General features: G+C 61.5%; 17 protein-coding genes and 1 pseudogene. 7 read left to right on the top strand and 11 right to left on the bottom strand.

From position 1 onward, the window contains the following. Positions 1 to 31 precede the first annotated feature (31 nt). Genes K323_RS0122225 through K323_RS28060 form a run of 7 tightly spaced genes read right to left on the bottom strand, consistent with a single transcriptional unit; the run spans position 32 to position 8036 of the window. Positions 32 to 1039 (bottom strand): MBL fold metallo-hydrolase, encoded by a 1008-nt coding sequence (locus K323_RS0122225; protein WP_022887463.1) that lies wholly within the window; start codon positions 1037 to 1039, stop codon positions 32 to 34. After that, positions 1040 to 2185, bottom strand: coding sequence for an acetyl-CoA acetyltransferase (locus K323_RS0122220; protein WP_022887462.1), 1146 nt, complete (start codon positions 2183 to 2185; stop codon positions 1040 to 1042). Further along, positions 2182 to 2610 carry a Zn-ribbon domain-containing OB-fold protein gene (locus tag K323_RS0122215; RefSeq protein ID WP_022887461.1) on the bottom strand — a complete coding sequence of 143 codons (429 nt, stop codon included), beginning with the start codon at positions 2608 to 2610 and terminating at the stop codon, positions 2182 to 2184. The genes K323_RS0122220 and K323_RS0122215 overlap by 4 nt, the downstream gene beginning before the upstream one ends. Next, positions 2607 to 3692, bottom strand: coding sequence for a tartrate dehydrogenase (locus K323_RS0122210; protein WP_022887460.1), 1086 nt, complete (start codon positions 3690 to 3692; stop codon positions 2607 to 2609). Before K323_RS0122210 ends, K323_RS0122215 begins: the two co-directional genes overlap by 4 nt. After that, the gene (locus K323_RS0122205; RefSeq protein ID WP_022887459.1) at positions 3689 to 4663 is read right to left on the bottom strand and encodes a cyclase family protein; all 975 of its coding nucleotides are present in this window, start codon (positions 4661 to 4663) and stop codon (positions 3689 to 3691) included. Before K323_RS0122205 ends, K323_RS0122210 begins: the two co-directional genes overlap by 4 nt. 48 nt (positions 4664 to 4711) lie before the next feature. Beyond that, a complete protein-coding gene (locus tag K323_RS28065) occupies positions 4712 to 6304 on the bottom strand; it encodes an AMP-binding protein (protein ID WP_022887458.1) in 1593 nt (530 codons plus the stop codon). Positions 6305 to 6323: 19 nt separating this feature from the next. Next, positions 6324 to 8036 (bottom strand): thiamine pyrophosphate-binding protein, encoded by a 1713-nt coding sequence (locus tag K323_RS28060; protein ID WP_022887457.1) that lies wholly within the window; start codon positions 8034 to 8036, stop codon positions 6324 to 6326. Positions 8037 to 8279: 243 nt separating this feature from the next. On the opposite strand from K323_RS28060, the gene K323_RS0122190 reads away from it, so the two are divergent. After that, on the top strand, positions 8280 to 9074 hold the full coding sequence (locus K323_RS0122190; RefSeq protein ID WP_022887456.1) for an IclR family transcriptional regulator: 795 nt from the start codon (positions 8280 to 8282) through the stop codon (positions 9072 to 9074). Positions 9075 to 9077: 3 nt separating this feature from the next. Here the strand turns inward: K323_RS0122190 and K323_RS0122185 are convergent, their stop codons facing one another. Together K323_RS0122185 and K323_RS0122180 are read right to left on the bottom strand one after the other, a co-directional pair. Next, the gene (locus K323_RS0122185; RefSeq protein WP_022887455.1) at positions 9078 to 9905 is read right to left on the bottom strand and encodes a polysaccharide deacetylase family protein; all 828 of its coding nucleotides are present in this window, start codon (positions 9903 to 9905) and stop codon (positions 9078 to 9080) included. Positions 9906 to 10242: 337 nt separating this feature from the next. After that, positions 10243 to 10929, bottom strand: a complete 687-nt coding sequence (locus K323_RS0122180) for a FadR/GntR family transcriptional regulator (RefSeq protein WP_022887454.1) — start codon at positions 10927 to 10929, stop codon at positions 10243 to 10245. A 167-nt stretch (positions 10930 to 11096) separates the two neighbouring features. Here K323_RS0122180 and K323_RS0122175 point away from each other — a divergent pair, with 167 nt between their 5' ends. From K323_RS0122175 to K323_RS29955, 6 genes and pseudogenes are all read left to right on the top strand, one after another. Further along, positions 11097 to 11876, top strand: a complete 780-nt coding sequence (locus tag K323_RS0122175) for a fumarylacetoacetate hydrolase family protein (protein WP_245571044.1) — start codon at positions 11097 to 11099, stop codon at positions 11874 to 11876. A gap of 228 nt (positions 11877 to 12104) precedes the next feature. Beyond that, the gene (locus K323_RS0122170) at positions 12105 to 12500 is read left to right on the top strand and encodes a cupin domain-containing protein (protein ID WP_022887452.1); all 396 of its coding nucleotides are present in this window, start codon (positions 12105 to 12107) and stop codon (positions 12498 to 12500) included. A 61-nt stretch (positions 12501 to 12561) separates the two neighbouring features. Then, complete coding sequence (locus tag K323_RS28055) at positions 12562 to 12966, top strand: sigma factor (protein ID WP_022887451.1); 405 nt, start codon at positions 12562 to 12564, stop codon at positions 12964 to 12966. A gap of 110 nt (positions 12967 to 13076) precedes the next feature. Continuing rightward, positions 13077 to 13439 (top strand): ArsR/SmtB family transcription factor, encoded by a 363-nt coding sequence (locus tag K323_RS0122160; protein WP_022887450.1) that lies wholly within the window; start codon positions 13077 to 13079, stop codon positions 13437 to 13439. A 2-nt stretch (positions 13440 to 13441) separates the two neighbouring features. Then, entirely contained in the window at positions 13442 to 14584 is a 1143-nt protein-coding gene (locus K323_RS28050) for a cation diffusion facilitator family transporter (protein ID WP_022887449.1), read from the top strand. A gap of 93 nt (positions 14585 to 14677) precedes the next feature. After that, positions 14678 to 14821, top strand: a pseudogene (locus K323_RS29955) (IS256 family transposase); the annotation flags it as partial. A gap of 329 nt (positions 14822 to 15150) precedes the next feature. On the opposite strand, the gene K323_RS29950 reads toward K323_RS29955, so the two are convergent. Beyond that, positions 15151 to 15372 (bottom strand): hypothetical protein, encoded by a 222-nt coding sequence (locus K323_RS29950; protein WP_157509549.1) that lies wholly within the window; start codon positions 15370 to 15372, stop codon positions 15151 to 15153. 251 nt (positions 15373 to 15623) lie between these two features. Continuing rightward, a partial coding sequence (locus tag K323_RS30315) for a hypothetical protein (protein WP_211219897.1) occupies positions 15624 to 15892 on the bottom strand: 269 nt, incomplete at its 5' end.

Raw genomic sequence — 15892 nt, 5'->3', positions numbered from 1 at the left:
CATTGTTTATTTTTTTGGCTTCTTTCCTCTCCTAGTTGGGGGAACTGGACGAACTCACCCCGGAATTCGCAGCAATAGTGACCTCCGCTCCTGCTGTCATGAGAGCGAAAGCCTCCGGCATCCGTTCTGCGACGGCCCGTTGCGTGCGAAACCCGCTGCAGTGCATGGGTGCTACCAGCTGCACGTCGCGGTCGATGAGCCCAGCGACGGTGCTATCGATCTTCTGCTGGGTAATTCCGGCGTGCCCGAGATGGAAACCACCGAAGACTGCGTGAATTGTGTCGACGCCGCTGACGGACACCGCGTGATCCAGGGAGCTCAACACTCCTGAGTGCCCGCATGGGTCGAGGACAACGAGTCCGACACCCGCGACGTTGATTACAAGAGTGAGGTAGTCATCGAGCGGGTCGTGGTCCACGTGACCGTCGCGGATCGACACCCGCCCGGCGGGAACTTCGTGCTCGAAGTCCACACTGATGGGGATCTCCCCGCTCGTCATGATGCCGGGCGCGATCTCAAGCGGCTCGCACACTTCGACGAGTGCCGCACCCGCCTCAACGAGTTTGGCCTGCGTGAGACCCCTGTTGAAGTACTGCAGCATGGCCTCCGGGCGACGAATCGAACGCGGGTAGAACGCTGACGGGTGCACCACCACAGGGACGCGCCTGCCTATGGCCTCGAGCGCGGCATAGATGCCTCCAAAGTGGTCAGGATGCCCGTGGCTCAAGACAACTTGGTCGATCTCATCCCAATCGATTCCCAGCACTCGCGCGTTGTGGATGATGGGTATCCCACTCATTCCGGCATCGAACAGGATCGTCGTGGTGCGACCGGCCGTCTCCGCCTTGAGGAGGAAGGAGATTCCGTTCTCGGCAAGGGGAGTTCCTCGGCGGGGAAGGAAATGCTCGAGCATGCCCTGACGTTTGACCGTCGGGGAGTTCTGCATGAGCATGTCGATGTAGTTGTCGACGAGAACCGTGATCGTCAGCCGATCGCAGACCTGCATCGGTGTAGCCGTCTTTGCTGTGACTGTTGCCATTTAAGACTCCGTTTCGTTAGAGAGCACGGCCGTGGCATGAGCCGCCAACGTCATGCCCATTCCGTGGACCATCGAGAGGCGAGCGTCGGGTATCTGCCGGCGGCCGGCGGTTCCTCTCAGCTGTTGAACTGCCTCGATAATCAGGAACATCGACAGCATTCCCGGGTGCGTGTAAGCGAGTCCCCCGCCATTCGTATTCAGGGCGATACTTCCGCCTGGCGCGACCCGCCCCTCGCTAACAAAGGCTCCGCCCTCACCCTTCTTACAGAAGCCCAGATCCTCAAGGAGCACGAGCAGACTGATAGTGAACGCGTCGTACACATGCACGGTGTCGATTTGGTCGAGGCGAACCCCGGCCATCTGCAGCGCACGATCTGAGCTCCGCGCGGCCTCAGTCGACGTCAGATCAGGCATCTGTGAGAAGTTTCGATGGTTCTGTGCTTCACCCGCGCCCATAAGGTAGACCGGGTCGTGGCGCAGGTCTCGGGCTCGCTCGGCCGAAATGATGATGATGGCGCCGCCGCCGTCGGTCACTAGACAGCAGTCGAGTTTATGCAACGGACTCGCGATTACCCGGGATGAGACGACTTCTTCGACCGTAAGCGGCGTCGAAAACGGCGCGTCATCCACGAGAAGTGACCACTCGCGTGCGGCTACTGCAAGCTCCGCGAGCTGTTCACTGGTCGTCCCGTACTGCGCCATGTGACGCTGGGCAACCATGCCGAACGCCCCGATCGGGTGCAGCAGACCGTAGGGCAGTTCGTAGGCAGACTGCTCTGCCATGCTCACGAGCTTCCCCGCGTCGCTGCGTTGGGTGCTGCCGTAGGCGATGACTGCCACCGAGCACAACCCCGCCTCGATCGCCGCCGCCGCATGGGCGAGGTGCGAGATGAAAGAGCATCCACCGACGGACGTCGAATCGAAGTAACGCGGTTTGATGCCGAGGTACTCCCCCAGAGTGAGCGTAGGCATGGCGTAGTAGGACGACGACGTAAAGAGGCCGTCCACATCGCTCAGGGATAGACCGGCGTCGGCAAGCGCCTTGTGTACAGCAACGCTCATGAGCCCGACGGGCGAACGGTTCGCTGTCTTGAAAGTATCGACCTGCGCTGCGCCAACGATGGCGACTCGTCCGCTGATGGTCATGTCAGCTCCTGACTGGTGTCGGCCGTGCGCAGGGTGAAGCGCATGAGGGTGAGATCCTCGTCGATGTCGTTGAAGGTAAGGTCCACCGGCATCCCGACGTGCGCCTCGGATGGTTCGCACTCCAGGTCGCCCAGAACTCGAAACCCCTCGTCCAGATCGACGAGTGCGAGCGTGTATGGCACCGACTCCGAAAAGTGCGGGTTCGCCGCACGATATTGCGTCGTGTATGAGTAGACGGTTCCCACCCCGGCAGATTGCCTCAGCTCGAGGTTTTCGCTACCGCAGTGGACGCATCGAGTACGAAGGTAGAAGATTGTCCCGCTGCACGATTGGCAGTACTGATAGACGAGTTCGTGCTGGCGAAGTCGCTCATAGAAGAGGGCTTCCTCCCCGCGGGCGATCAGCGCTGGACGAGAGCCGGTCATGAGCGTTCCTGCGTGCGATGCGCTCTCACTGACGCCAGCACTGCCGCTGTCATCTCTGTGGTGGTGGCGGTGCCGCCGAGGTCTGGCGTGCGCACATCGGAGTCTGCGAGCACCGAGCGAATACTCCTCATGATGAGATCGTGCGCCTCGCGTTCACCGAGATGATCGAGCATCATGGCCGCCGACCAGATCTGACCGATTGGGTTGGCAATCCCCCGCCCGGCGATGTCGGGAGCGGAGCCATGCACGGGCTCGAACATCGAGGGAAACTCGCCCTCCGGGTTGAGGTTCGCGGACGGCGCCATCCCCATGCTGCCCACGATCGCCGCCCCAATATCGGTGAGGATGTCCCCGAAGAGGTTAGATCCGACGACCACGTCGAGTTCGTGCGGATGGCTCACAAACCTCGCCGCGAGCGCGTCAACGTGCATGAGCCGACCTGAGACGTCCGGGTGCTTAGCCATGACGTCACCAAATACCTCGTCCCAGAACGTCATCGAGTGGATTATGCCGTTCGACTTCGTCGCCGACACCACTTCCTTCTTTCGCTCTGTGGCAAGCGCGACTGCATACTCGATCACTCGCGTTGTCCCACGTCGAGAGAAGATTGCTTCCTGGACCGCAAGCTCGTGCTCAGTTCCAGGGTTCACCCGACCGCCGACCTCCGAGTATTCCCCTTCACTGTTCTCTCGAACCACCAGGATGTCGATACCTCGCGAGGTATCGCGGAGGGGGCTCGCGATCCCGGGGAGAAGGACCGCCGGGCGCAGATTGATGTACTGGTTGAAGGCCCTCCTGATCGGAATGAGGAGTCCCCACAACGACAGGTGGTCGGGGAGCGAGGGGTCTCCGACTGCACCGAGCAGAATCGCGTCGTGCTTGCGGAGCGTATCGATTCCATCCGCCGGCATCATCGAGCCGTGCTCGTGGTAATAGGCGCAGCTCCACGGATACTCTTCCCACGACATCGAGAAACCCAGCCCTTCGGCTACGAGGTCGACGACCTCGATTGCCGGGCTCATAACTTCGTGACCGATACCGTCTCCCGGCAAAACGGCGATGGAGTAGCGAGACTCGCTCACTTGATGGCCATGGGGTTGACCGGCGAACCGACAGCGCGCGTGAAGGTCATAGGAGGTGCACAGAAGAAGAAATCGTACTGTCCGTCTTCGGCACAGTCGTCCGCGAGGGCTTCGAAGTCGAAGATCTCACCAATCCAGAGCCCCATCGCCACGATGAAGACACAATGCAGCGGCTGGAATACGTCTGCGGTCTGGTTGGGCAGCACCTCCATGCCCCAGGTATCAACCGCGAGCCCTGCAATCTCCCGGCCGTGGATGAATGGCACAGCCTCGAGACCGAGCCCCGGAGCGTGGCCGCCCGCATAGTCTCCCCAGTTCCCCTTGCGCTCGCCGACCATCCCGGTACGCACCATGAGGAAATCGCCTGGGCCGACCGTGACGCCCTGCGCTTTTTCTGCAGCCTCGAGGTCGTCGGCCGTGATCGCGTATCCCGGCGCCAGCGCAGCGACTCCCTTGAGCCGCGCGATGTCCAGGAGCACGCCGCGGCCTGCCATCTGGCCTGCAGCGACCCCTACTGCACCAACCTTGGCGCCCTTGCTGGTCACGGCATCCGGGGTAAATCCGTTGTACATGTGCCCGTCGAAGAAGATGTGCGCGAGCGCATCCCACTGGGTCGACGATTGCAACGCCATGATGATGAGGTCATCGGTGCCACGGAGGTGCCGATCGTTTCCCTGGTAGAACTCGTCAACGACTGTTCCCATCGCGATGTCTCCGCCGTCGCGGAACATGAGGTGGATCGGGTTGAATCGTCCACCGAACCCGCCGGAAACTTGGGGGCCTGTCGAGTCCATCGGCAGTGCCATGGAGATGCGTTTGCCTGAACGGATGCAGGCGGCAGCAGCAGCTACTCGCTCAGGATTGACGAAATTGAGCGTCCCAATCTGGTCTTCGGTACCCCACCGCCCCCAGTTGGAGTAGGTCTTGCTAAGGGCACGGACGGTCTCGACGGTAGGAGCAGCATGAGTCATAGTTCTCTCTTTTCGGTCATAGCTTGGAAAATGTTGTTACTGGAGGATTTAGTGGGCGGAAGCGATCTTGGTTGACCGCACCCCTCCGTCAAAGCGGATGCCTGCGGCGTAGTCTCGAGACCGGAGTCGGTGCTTCTCGATTTTTGCCGTGGGAGTCTTAGGCAACGCAGCGACGATTTCGATATACCGTGGCACTTTGAATGCCGCGAGGTTGGTCGCACACCAGTCGATGATGTCCGCGGGATCCACCTCGTGGTTCGGCCTGACGACAACGAAAGCGCACAGTTCTTCATCGGTGAGATCTGAAGGAACCCCGATCACGGCCGATTCCTGCACGTCGGAGTGTTGGTTGATGACGATCTCCACTTCGAGCGAAGACACGTTCTCTCCGCGGCGCCGAACGATGTCCTTCTTACGGTCGTTGAAATAGAACCAGCCATCTTCGTCTTGCCGCGCACTGTCGCCCGTGTAGAGCCAGCCGTCACGAAGCGCTTCTGCCGACTTCTCCGGCTCACGGAAGTAGCCGAGCATCATGGCGGGGGTCCTGATGATGAGCTCGCCCGATTCACCCCTCGGCACCTCTTCGCCGTTCTCATTGACGATTTTGACCTCGGTTGGCGCCACGGAAGGGTCGGGGTGTGATCGAGGGATGCCCATCGAGCCGGGCTTGCGCTCAGCATCCACCGGCTCCAATAGGCCGAACGTGGTCTCGCTCATGCCAAAGCCTGAGATGCAAGCGAGTCCGAACCGGTCTTCGATGGTCGTGCGGACGTCGTGTGGAAGCGCCGGAACACCATAGGCGACTCGCACCTTGTGGTCGCGATCTTCGGGGCTGGGTGTGCTCTTCGAGAGGATCACGGTCATCGCACCGATGAAGTTGAAGACGGTTACTTCGTGCTTGCGCACATCGGGCCAGAACCGGCTCGCGCTGAATCGGGGGGCGAGTACGAGAGCACCCTCCGCACCGATCGCACCCATTGTCGAATAGGCCTGTGAGTTGATGTGGAACAGGGGAAGACACGCGTAGATGCGGTCACCCTTTTGCATCTTCATCCAGTGCGGATAAGCCTGCCCGGTGAGAACGTAGTTTCGGTGCGGCTGCATCACGCCCTTGGGCTTTCCAGTGGTTCCCGACGTGTAGATGAGGCTGATGAGGTCATCACCCGACACGTTCACCGAAGGGGCGGCGCCGGAGAACCGATCGGATTCGAGGATGAAGTTGTCCAGCCCGTCTGCCTCGCCAAGCGAGAGAGTCGCGTGCAGCGACGGCACGTCGGCCTCGATACGCCGGAACAGCTCGGCGTGTGCCGGATCGACGAGGGCAAAGCGCGCTTCGGAGTGTTCGACGAGGTACTTCGCCTCTGCATATTTGAATCCGGTGTTGATCGCGACGAGCACCGCACCGATCTTGGCGAGCCCCAACCACGCGTGCAGGAAGGCCGGACTGTTATCGGCCATGAATGCGACGCGGTCTCCCTTGCGAACGCCCATGTTGAACCAGAATTGGGCGGCCTGGTCCACCCGTGAGTTGAAGTACTCGTAGCTCTGTTGTTCGTCTTCCCAGAACAGGAAGGGTGCGCTCGCGTTTCGCTCGACCGCGCTCTCCAGATAGGAGCGAACCGTAAGGTTATTGAGATTCATGGATGTCTTTCTGTCCTCTTTATTTATGCGCTGATCGCGCTGCGTCGTCCGCTGGGGTAGCCATGCCTTTGGGGGCAACAGCTTCGATATCGCTCGTCACGTCGATGAGTACGGGCCCGTTGATTTCCACCGCCCGCGCCAATGCGGACTCGAGCATTGACGGCTTCGTCACCCGGATGCCTGTCACGCCGAGCGACTCGGCCAGGGCAGCGAGATTGATGTCGGTGAAGTGCCAGAGTTCGTGGTGGCGCCCGGTGAGCTTTCCTCCGTAGGCGACGGTGTACGGGTTGATCTCCTGGTTGAGCGACCGGTTGTTGTTGACGACGATCGTGAGCGGAACGTTCAACCGGGCAGCGCTCTCGAGCTCGCTCAGGTGGTAGTAGAGACCTCCGTCTCCCGTGAAGACGACAACCTGCGCATCCGGACGCGCGATCTGGGCACCGATTCCGGCGGGCAAGCCCCACCCCAGCGAACCGGCCGCGCGGATGAAACCTTGATCGGGCTTGCTGAGGTCGAGGAATGCCGCCGTCCACATGCCCGCGTGACCAGTATCGGCGACGACCAATGCATTGTCCGGCAGGAGTCGAGAGAGGTCGCTGGTCAACCGTTCGGGCCGGAGAGGAGAAGCCTCCGAGTTCACGAGGGGACTCACCTCGGCGCTCCATCGCGAGCCGAGTTCACGGGCCCGCTCGCGCCAGGGAGTGATACGACTGCTATCAACGGGACCGAGGGCGTCGAGAAGCGCAGCCAACCCGAGTCTCGCATCCGCTACAACACCTATCGAGTTCGGGTAGTGCCGACCAATCTCCCGAGGCTCGATATCAAGGTGAACTACGCGAGTCGATGTTGGCGGTACTTGCCACGTCAGCGTCAATTGACTCCCCGTCTGGCTACCCACATAAAAGACGAGGTCGGCCTCAAGAACCACCTGGTTGGCGCTCGCTCGCGTGTACAGGCCCGGGATTCCTATCGCCAATGGATGATCGGCGGGAACGGTGTCTTTGCCATTGAGTGATGTCGCGATCGGGGCGCCGAGTCGCTCGGCGAGGGCAACAACGAGTTCGCCCGCTCCCGAGACCCGAACACCACCACCGGAGACGATGACAGGGCGGGATGCCGATCGAAGAGCCGTCGCGGCATCCGAGATCGCCTGCGGGTGCGGGGCGATCCGGTTCGCGGGCGTCTGGCGTATTTGCGGTTGCGGCACTGTCGCGATCAGGGTCTCGTTTTCGATGATGTCCCCGGTGTGACCCGCGAGTTCAAGATGAGTGGGGCCTGGCTTGCCGACGGTGGCATCCCGAAATGCCTGGTCGAGTTGATCCGGCAAACGGGAGGCATCCATCACCTGCCTGCTCGACTTTGTCACTGGCTTGAAGAGCGGAAAGTCCTCGATCTCCTGGTAGTAGTTGCGCCCTCGGCTCCACTCGTAAGGACCGCCGGTCAACGCGACGACCGGCGAACAACCGAGGTAGGCGTCACGCAGCCCCGCCGCAAGGTTGGCCGCTCCGATGTTCTGGGCCATGCACACACCGGGTCGACCTGTGGCTCGCGCATAACCGTCGGCCATGTACGCAGCGGCTTTCTCCCCGTGGGTAACGACCCTGGTAATGGACGTCTCACGTTCCATGTCAACCAGCATTGCGCTCAGGGTTGTAGGAACGAGAAACACCGCCGACACGCCATAAGCGTCGAGCGTTCGCGCGAGGTACTGCCCACCTGTCAGTGATGCCATGATGACCGCCTTGTCGTCACGACCTCGGGCGGGTTTCGTTGCGAAACCGCCCAGCTGGTCTATATCGTCTCATTCAGCAAGACACTGTCTCATCATTGTGAACCGCCGAGAGCGATGTGTCAAGCAATCGCGAATCGATCCCGTAGCATGACCAAATGCGGCCCGGTATAGGGGGCGGCGGGGAGGCCTCGATCGTGGAACACACGGCAGCGCGAGACTCCTCTATTCCGATGGAGCACAACCATGGACGATCTAGACGACACGAGCAGCTCTTCCAAAACTGGAATACTGTCACGCGCGACCACTCTTCTTGAGCTCGTGGCCGCCCATGTCGACGGGGTCGGCGTAAGGGATGCCGCGAGGCGCACGGGCATCGACAGGAGCGCAGTTAGCCGCATCCTCACTCACCTTGAGGAGATCGGCTACGTCGAGCAACAGCACGATCGCGGTGTCTACGTTGCCGGACCGCGCCTATTCTCCCTCGTAGCCTCTCTCGCCGAGCGCGACTCAGTCACCAAGGCCGCCCGGCCCTTCCTTAAGGGCCTCGTTCACCGGTTCAACGAAACCTGCTATGTCGCTACTCGACTCGACGACGGCCTGATCTTCCGCAGCAAAATCGACTGTGAACATCGAATCCGGTACGTCATTGAGATGGGCAAACAGTTTCCTCTTGTGAGTGGCGCCGCCGGCGCGGCCATTCTCTCCGGATTGACCGAGGAGGAACTCGTGCCGATACTCGACCAGCCGTTCATAATCAGTACGCAATCGAGTTTCACCTCAGCCGACGAGATACGTGCGCAGCTCAAAATCGATCGGGAGCTCGGCTACACCTACAGCCCGGGTCGCTGGGTACCGAACGGTGCCGGCATCTCCGCCCCCTTCTTCGACGCCGGCGGCCGTTGCGCCGGCTCGATCACGTTGTCCTGCCCGATGGACCGCCTCGTGCAGATGTCGGTGGAGGAAATCGGCACGGCGGTCTCGCAGGCCGCTCACGAGTTGTCGTTGCGGTTGGGTTTTGTGCCGGGGCTAGCGAGCTAAAACTCACTCAGCACCAGCGAACTGATCGACGATGTCTCCCCTGGTAGAGATCCACATTCCCAGCTTCCTCGCGGAGGCAATGATCTCCGACAGCGCCAGCAGACCGGCCGGACGACATCCGACGTGCGCGTGGAGCGTAACGTCGATGTATCCAAAGCGGCGTTGCCCGACCTGGCCGGATGCCTGGAACTCGAACGAGTTGACCAATTCCCTTGTCGGTTGCCCATAACGCACGGTCATCGGCAGGTCATTCACCTCTAGGCCGAATGGTAACGCCGCGATCCGCCCCGCGTCTGTGTCGAGCCAGTACGGTAAGTCGGCGTCAAACACGTCCCCAAACCACTCGAATCCCGCTCCGGCCAAGAGTTCGGCCGTGCTGTCGCTCGGTGTACACCTCGGGCTAACCCACCCCCGCGGCGCCTGCCCACTGGCGGTCCGCAGCGCCTCAGCACAACGGACGATATCAGCCTGCTCTTCCTCGCGCGCCATGAGGGTCGGGATTCGATTCTGTGCCCAAGCGTGACCCACAATTTCGTGACCGGCGTCGCCAATGGCGGCGAGCGACTCCGGCGCCGTCTCTGCCAGGATCCCACTCACATAGAACGAGGCCGGAACACGTTCCTGCTCGAGCATCTCCAGAACTCTCCAGACGCCAGTCTTCCAACCGTAGTCAGCCCAACTTTTAGCCTGGTAATCGAAGGATCCAGTGGGAAGCGGATTGCCCATCGGCCCAAGGCCAGGCGCCACACCAGGATCCCACTGCTCGTACATCACGTTAACGACCAGAGCACTGGATGCTCCGCCTGGCCAGTTACTCACTGCGAGTGTCATCGGGATTCCTTCGTCTGGAGGATTCGAAAAGAGAAGAGGCGATCCGGAAGAACGCTACCCGGCTGCGCTCGGGCAACGTCTACTGGAGGACCGCTTCGACAGTGGGAACCAGGTCGTCCGGTGCCGCGCAAGGCAGATCCGTGCCGAGCCAAGTCGATCTGCGGGGAGCGCATGCGTCGCGACGGCAGCGTTCTGGGGCGAGCTGTTCGTCCTATCGAAATGGATCCTCACAACGGCTCGGCCCGACGGGAGCCGGCGCCCAGCATCCTTGCGGCGTGGGAACCAGCGAATACACGGCTGAGGACGACCACGAGCGTGCCGTCGAGGTGCGCATCTCTCATGGGGTATCGCCTCGATGGTGGTGAACTACGGACGCGACCCTGGCCCCGTCTCCGCTCTCGATCGCCTGAACAAGCTCGGCGTGGATCTCATAGCGGTGCAAGCGATATTCCACCGATCCCTCATCGCGATCACTTCTGGCGCTATCGGCGTGCTCATCGATGACCTGCATCATGGCGAGGTACATCGCGCGCAGCATTTCATTCGGCGTGATGAGCGCGATCTCCTGATGGAGCCCCCAGATTGCACGAATAAACGAGTCATGGTCATCCATTGCAGAGGAGACCGTAGCAAGTGATCGACGAAGTGAACGCAGCTGGGCCGCGGTGCGTGTCCTAGTCGCGTCCGCCACGATGAGCGGTTCGAGCGCCTCCCTAATTGTGATCGCATCGGCCAACGTCGCAGTTTCCCCATGAACAGACAGAAGCGTGTGCCGCAGGCGGACAACCGGACCGGTGCCCGCCACGAAAATGCCTCCTCCTCGTCCCGGGCGAACCTCGATCGCTCCGCGGTCGACGAGAACTCTAATCGCCTCACCCACCGTCGCTCGCGCATATCCGGACCGCGCGCGCCACCCTTCGATCGTCCCCACGGCATCCCCAGAGCCCAGTGAATTCTCCGCCACATGCCGCTCGATAGTTGCGGCGAGAAGCTGTGCACGAGTTGCGGGAGCTTCGATGATCATGAATCGGATGCTAACACTGGTGGCCCACCTTTCACTAGCAATACTTCTAAACATTGCGATGTTTAGATTTTCGCCATAGTCTGACGCCACGCGAGCGTTCAAAACGCCCGGCAACAATAAGGAGGCCCATGCGGCTAGTAGGTGTTTTCAGAGGTTCACGACGTTACGTGGCCGCTCGCGACGGTGATGACCTCGTGTTGCTTCGCGAAGTCGTCGAGTTCTGGAGCGACCCTAGAGCGGCATTCGCATCGGCGGGAACGGCTGAACGCATCCCGGCACAAGGCGCCAAGCTCAGCCATCCCGTGCCCGACTCGGCTCGCATAATCTGTCTCGGCCTGAACTACCGCGCCCACTCTGACGAAGGCAAGTTTGCCCCTCTCGACTACCCCACGATCTTCGGCCGCTGGACAGCCTCCCTGGTTACCGACGGAGTCGCCGTCCCCGTGCCCATCGACGAAGCTGGTCTCGACTGGGAGGGAGAAATCGCCGCGGTCGTGGGGTCTCCAATCTTTCGCGCGGATGCGGAAAGTGCACGTGCAGCGGTGCTCGGGTATGCCCCATTCAATGATCTATCTGCCCGCCGAGCCCAGAAGCTCACGGCCCAATGGACACTTGGTAAGAACTCCGATCTGTCCGGCCCGATGGGCGATTTCGTCACAGCCGACGAGGTCGGCGACCTCCGCGACGGACTCCAACTTCGCACGCTGGTCAACGGCGCTGTCATGCAAGACGGCAACACACGCGACATGATCTTCGAACTCGGTGACGTACTCGCGTTAATCAGCCGCACAATGACGCTAAACCCCGGAGACGTCATCGTCACCGGCACGCCGGAGGGAGTGGGATATGTTCGCATGCCCCCCATCTTCCTGAGCGCCGGGGACAGCGTCACGATAGAGGTCGAGAAGATCGGTTCGGTGACGACGCCAATCGTCGGCGCGCTCTGATTCGCTCACCCCAGGGAGGCGGCCCAACCTTGTCGCCCGAGCGGGCACGCGCCAATTCCTCGAGGGAAGCGGTCGCATCCCGAATCCGGGCCACCGCCACCTCTCTCCTATCTGCACTGGTAGAGCGCTCGTAGCCGAGACCGGGCGATTCTTGGCCTCACATTTCACCCTTGTATCTGGTCATAGTCGGTAGAGGCATTCATCGCCTTGCCTATCAACGGAGAAACTATGCCCAGGCTGCCCCCTGGCCTCCAGATACTGGACCATGTTCAACTCGGCCTCGACCTTGATCGGCCCGACGTCATGACCGTGACGATCGAGCTTGAGCCCGGCACTGTCGGTTCTCCGCCCCACCGACACTCCGGCCCGGTCTTCGGCTACCTCATCGAGGGCGAGCTCATCTTCGAGCTTGACGGCGAACCAGCGCGGGTCATCCGCGCGGGAGAGGCGTTCTGGGAGCCTGGTGGCGATGTCATCCACTATCGGGCTGCCAACAACCTTGCCGATGGCTACACCAAGTTCCTCGCGGTCATGATGTGCGCACCGGGCAAGGAGATGCTCACCTACGTGAGCGAGGAAGAGCTTGCAGAACGTGCCCATCTGCGCTACCGAGAAGCGGCTTGATCGCCTCGCGATCTGACACATCGCCTAGCTGCATGGTCTGAGAAGTGGAAGGAGGTTCGCGATGCCCTACGACGAGAACAGTGACCAGGCGTTGAGTGAGCGACGTCACCTCATGTCTTTGGCCTACCGAATGCTCGGCACAATCCCTGAGGCCGAAGACGCAGTGCAGGAGACATACATTCGTTGGTACAAGATGCGCCAAGCCGAACGGGACGCAATCGAGGTGCCCCGAGCCTGGTTGACCCGTGTCGCCAGCCGTGTCTGCTTGAACATGCTCGGCACTGCGCGACGGCGACATGAGCGTTACGTCGGTCCGTGGCTGCCAGAACCGGTCCAGACCTTCGCCTTCACTGAGCCGACCAGTTCCACCGCGGACCCCTTGGAGCTCAGCATGGTCGCGGGGTCTGATCGAAGTCCCATGCGATGCAGGTGCGTCGGGGTTCCCGCAAATGGTCGTTGGTTCTGATCGTTCGTGGGGATTCCTGAACTCGCAAGATTCCTGAAAGATGTGCGGCGTTGGTGAACGTGCGGTAGCACTGCTTAGCCCGCTTGTCTCAGACGTGCAATAATCTGCGTATGAATGCAGGTAAGCGGATATGTGAGTTTGATCCGGATAGCCAGTTCGTGGAACTCGCCGTCGAGGTATTCGCGATGCTGGCCGACGCGACTCGGGTCCGCATCATCCTTGCCCTGCGGGCGTCGGCAGAGTTGTCGGTGAACCAGCTCGCCGAGGTCGTGGATAAGTCTCCCGCGGCGGTGTCGCAGCATCTGGCGAAGCTGCGGTTGGCGAGAATCGTGGCGACCCGGCAGGAGGGGCAGCGAGTGTTCTACAGACTGGAGAACGAGCACGCCTCGCAACTGGTCTCGGACGCGATCTTCCAGGCCGAGCACTCCCTCGGCGGCACGCCGCGGCATCACCACGAGCAGGAGGCGGAATAGCCATGAACCCCCCGCACACGCACGATCACCCGCACAATGAGGCAGCCGCCGCCGGCCATCAGGACAATGAGCACGAGCACGGTGCTGCGGGGAACAGCCACGATCACGACCACTCGCATGGGAATCACGACCACGGACAAGGTGGGCACAGCCACCCGACTGGGATCAGAGGCTTCTTCTACGGCCTGTTCGTCCCGCACACCCACGACGCCGCCGACTCGATCGATGATGCCCTGGAAGCCAGCAAGGAGGGTGTCCGGGCGCTGAAGATCAGTATGTTCATCCTCCTCGGCACCACGCTCCTGCAACTCCTGGTGGTTCTGATCAGCGGCTCGGTCGCACTGCTGGCAGACACCATCCACAACTTCTCCGACGCCCTCACCGCGATCCCTCTGTGGGTCGCGTTCATCCTCGGCCGCCGCGCGGCCACCCGCCACTACACCTTCGGCTTCGGTCGCGCCGAGGACCTCGCCGGCCTCTTCATCGTCGCCGTCGTCGCCCTCTCCGCGATCGTCGCCGCCTGGCAGTCGATTGAGCGGATCATCACCCCGCAACCACTGCACAACCTGTGGTGGGTGCTCGCCGCCGGCGTGATCGGCTTCATCGGCAACGAAGCCGTCGCCATCTATCGCATCCGGGTCGGCCAGAAGATCGGCTCCGCAGCGCTCGTCGCCGACGGCGTCCACGCCCGCACCGACGGCTTCACCTCACTCGCCGTGGTGATCGGCGCGCTCGGCGTCATGCTCGGCTTCCCCTTGGCCGACCCGATCGTCGGCCTGATCATCTCCGCCGCGATCATCGTCCTGCTCTGGGGCACTGTCCGCTCCATCGGCCGCCGCCTCATGGACGGCATCGAACCCGAACTCCTCGACCGCGCCGAACACGCCCTCCAGCACATCGAACAGGTCACCGCGGTCACAGAAATCCGGCTCCGCTGGGTCGGCCACCGCCTCCAAGGCGACGCCGTCATCCACACACCTAACGTTCCCCTCACTGAAGCCAACCAGATCGCCGCGAACGCCGAAACCTCGGTCAAGAAGCACCTCCCCAACGTCGACATCATGAACATCCGCACCATCGCCCAAAAGGCCAATAGGCCAATAGGCCAACCCTGCACCAGAAGCTCACATACTCAGCCACCCTGAAACCAGCCTAGACCCGTGAGTTGCCACCTGAGCCGGCTTCAGAATTCCTGAACTCACGGGAGTTTCCCAAAAGTCTGGCGTTGGTATCGAAGAGTGACAATCGAGCAGCACGACGAGTGGGAAGCCGGCGAACGCCGATACTTCTCCGAAGCATCCATGCTCGAGCTGGCCACCATGAACAACCCGATCGAGATCCTCGACGAGGCGGTGATCCTCCCCGAACTCGCCGCCGCCTAAACTAATACAACTGACCCGCACGGTGTCGAGAAACTCCACCACTCAGCGGGACGTGACCATTCTTCTAACTGCCCCCGTCTCAAGATGAACCGTTGCGAGACCATCAACGGTTCATCACTGTCACCCCAGCACTTATCTTGTGAAAGCATTCGCAGCTGTCGGACCGTTCCCCTGTGGGGTGAAAGAACTCCGGGATCACATCCCGAAAGGGAGCATTCGCAACCCGCTCCGATGTGCAATACGACCGCTACATTGGGGGAATGAATGACGTCCCGTCGCAGCCGCGCCCCGTGTACGTGCTCGGAGCAGGCTTCTCAAAGGCCATAAGCTCAGAAATGCCCTTGACGAATCACCTTGGGCTCGAGCTCAAAAAGCGCCTCGCCAGCGAGGTGAACTTCGATCTTCGCGATGACCAAAGCTTCGAGGATTGGCTCACACTTCAGATCACGCCGCTTCCCTTTCTCGAAGGATTCGTCAACAGTCGCCGATCCGCAGATGCCACGCGCGTCATTGCTGAAATCGCCACAGTACTCGACGAGCATGTCGAGCAAGCATCACTGCTTGAGAGCCCCCTCTGGCTCAGACAGCTCATCGCGCTCTGGGACGCGGAGAAAGCAGTCGTTCTGACGTTTAACTACGACACTCTGCTTGAGCGGGCCGTGAATGGAAACACACCGGTGGTGGGTGCAGGCTCGAACAATCTTCGTCTCGTTCTCGGGGACCACGTTGTCTTTCCCGCTCCGCCGGCTGCGCAGGCGGAGTTCCTGGGGGACGGTGGAGCACCCCACAGCGCTGAATCATTTCAGGTCCTCAAGCTGCACGGTTCGTTGGCTTGGTACTGGGCTAGCACGGACAGGCGGCACGGATTCTCGATGCAGCCCTCGAGCGCAATCGGGGCGCGGCGGGACCGGTCGAGCTCCTCGAGGCGCTGGCCTACCGTGCCGAACTCGCCATCCGCTCCGGCGATCAGGTAGCGGCCCGCAAGTTTCTGGCCAGCGCGAGGAACATCACTCTGACAGACGCTCAGCGGCGCGCGGCGGAGGACGCGCTCGCCAGCATCGACGACCTCGC

The sequence above is a fragment of the Glaciibacter superstes DSM 21135 genome (assembly GCF_000421145.1).
GTDB lineage: Bacteria > Actinomycetota > Actinomycetes > Actinomycetales > Microbacteriaceae > Cryobacterium > Cryobacterium superstes.
The sequence above is the reverse complement of the archived record's forward strand: the minus strand, read 5'-3'. Positions and strand labels throughout refer to the sequence as shown.

Bases quoted from the DNA above. Each gene is read 5' to 3' on its own strand.
- K323_RS28060 (WP_022887457.1), bottom strand. From the start codon at position 8,036: ATGGCATCACTGACAGGTGGGCAGTACCTCGCGCGAACGCTCGACGCT.
- K323_RS0122180 (WP_022887454.1), bottom strand. From the start codon at position 10,929: ATGATCATCGAAGCTCCCGCAACTCGTGCACAGCTTCTCGCCGCAACT.
- K323_RS0122215 (WP_022887461.1), bottom strand. From the start codon at position 2,610: ATGACCGGCTCTCGTCCAGCGCTGATCGCCCGCGGGGAGGAAGCCCTC.
- K323_RS0122190 (WP_022887456.1), top strand. From the start codon at position 8,280: ATGGACGATCTAGACGACACGAGCAGCTCTTCCAAAACTGGAATACTG.
- K323_RS0122225 (WP_022887463.1), bottom strand. From the start codon at position 1,039: ATGGCAACAGTCACAGCAAAGACGGCTACACCGATGCAGGTCTGCGAT.
- K323_RS28065 (WP_022887458.1), bottom strand. From the start codon at position 6,304: ATGAATCTCAATAACCTTACGGTTCGCTCCTATCTGGAGAGCGCGGTC.
- K323_RS0122185 (WP_022887455.1), bottom strand. From the start codon at position 9,905: ATGACACTCGCAGTGAGTAACTGGCCAGGCGGAGCATCCAGTGCTCTG.
- K323_RS28050 (WP_022887449.1), top strand. From the start codon at position 13,442: ATGAACCCCCCGCACACGCACGATCACCCGCACAATGAGGCAGCCGCC.
- K323_RS28055 (WP_022887451.1), top strand. From the start codon at position 12,562: ATGCCCTACGACGAGAACAGTGACCAGGCGTTGAGTGAGCGACGTCAC.
- K323_RS0122220 (WP_022887462.1), bottom strand. From the start codon at position 2,185: ATGACCATCAGCGGACGAGTCGCCATCGTTGGCGCAGCGCAGGTCGAT.
- K323_RS0122170 (WP_022887452.1), top strand. From the start codon at position 12,105: ATGCCCAGGCTGCCCCCTGGCCTCCAGATACTGGACCATGTTCAACTC.
- K323_RS0122160 (WP_022887450.1), top strand. From the start codon at position 13,077: ATGAATGCAGGTAAGCGGATATGTGAGTTTGATCCGGATAGCCAGTTC.
- K323_RS0122205 (WP_022887459.1), bottom strand. From the start codon at position 4,663: ATGACTCATGCTGCTCCTACCGTCGAGACCGTCCGTGCCCTTAGCAAG.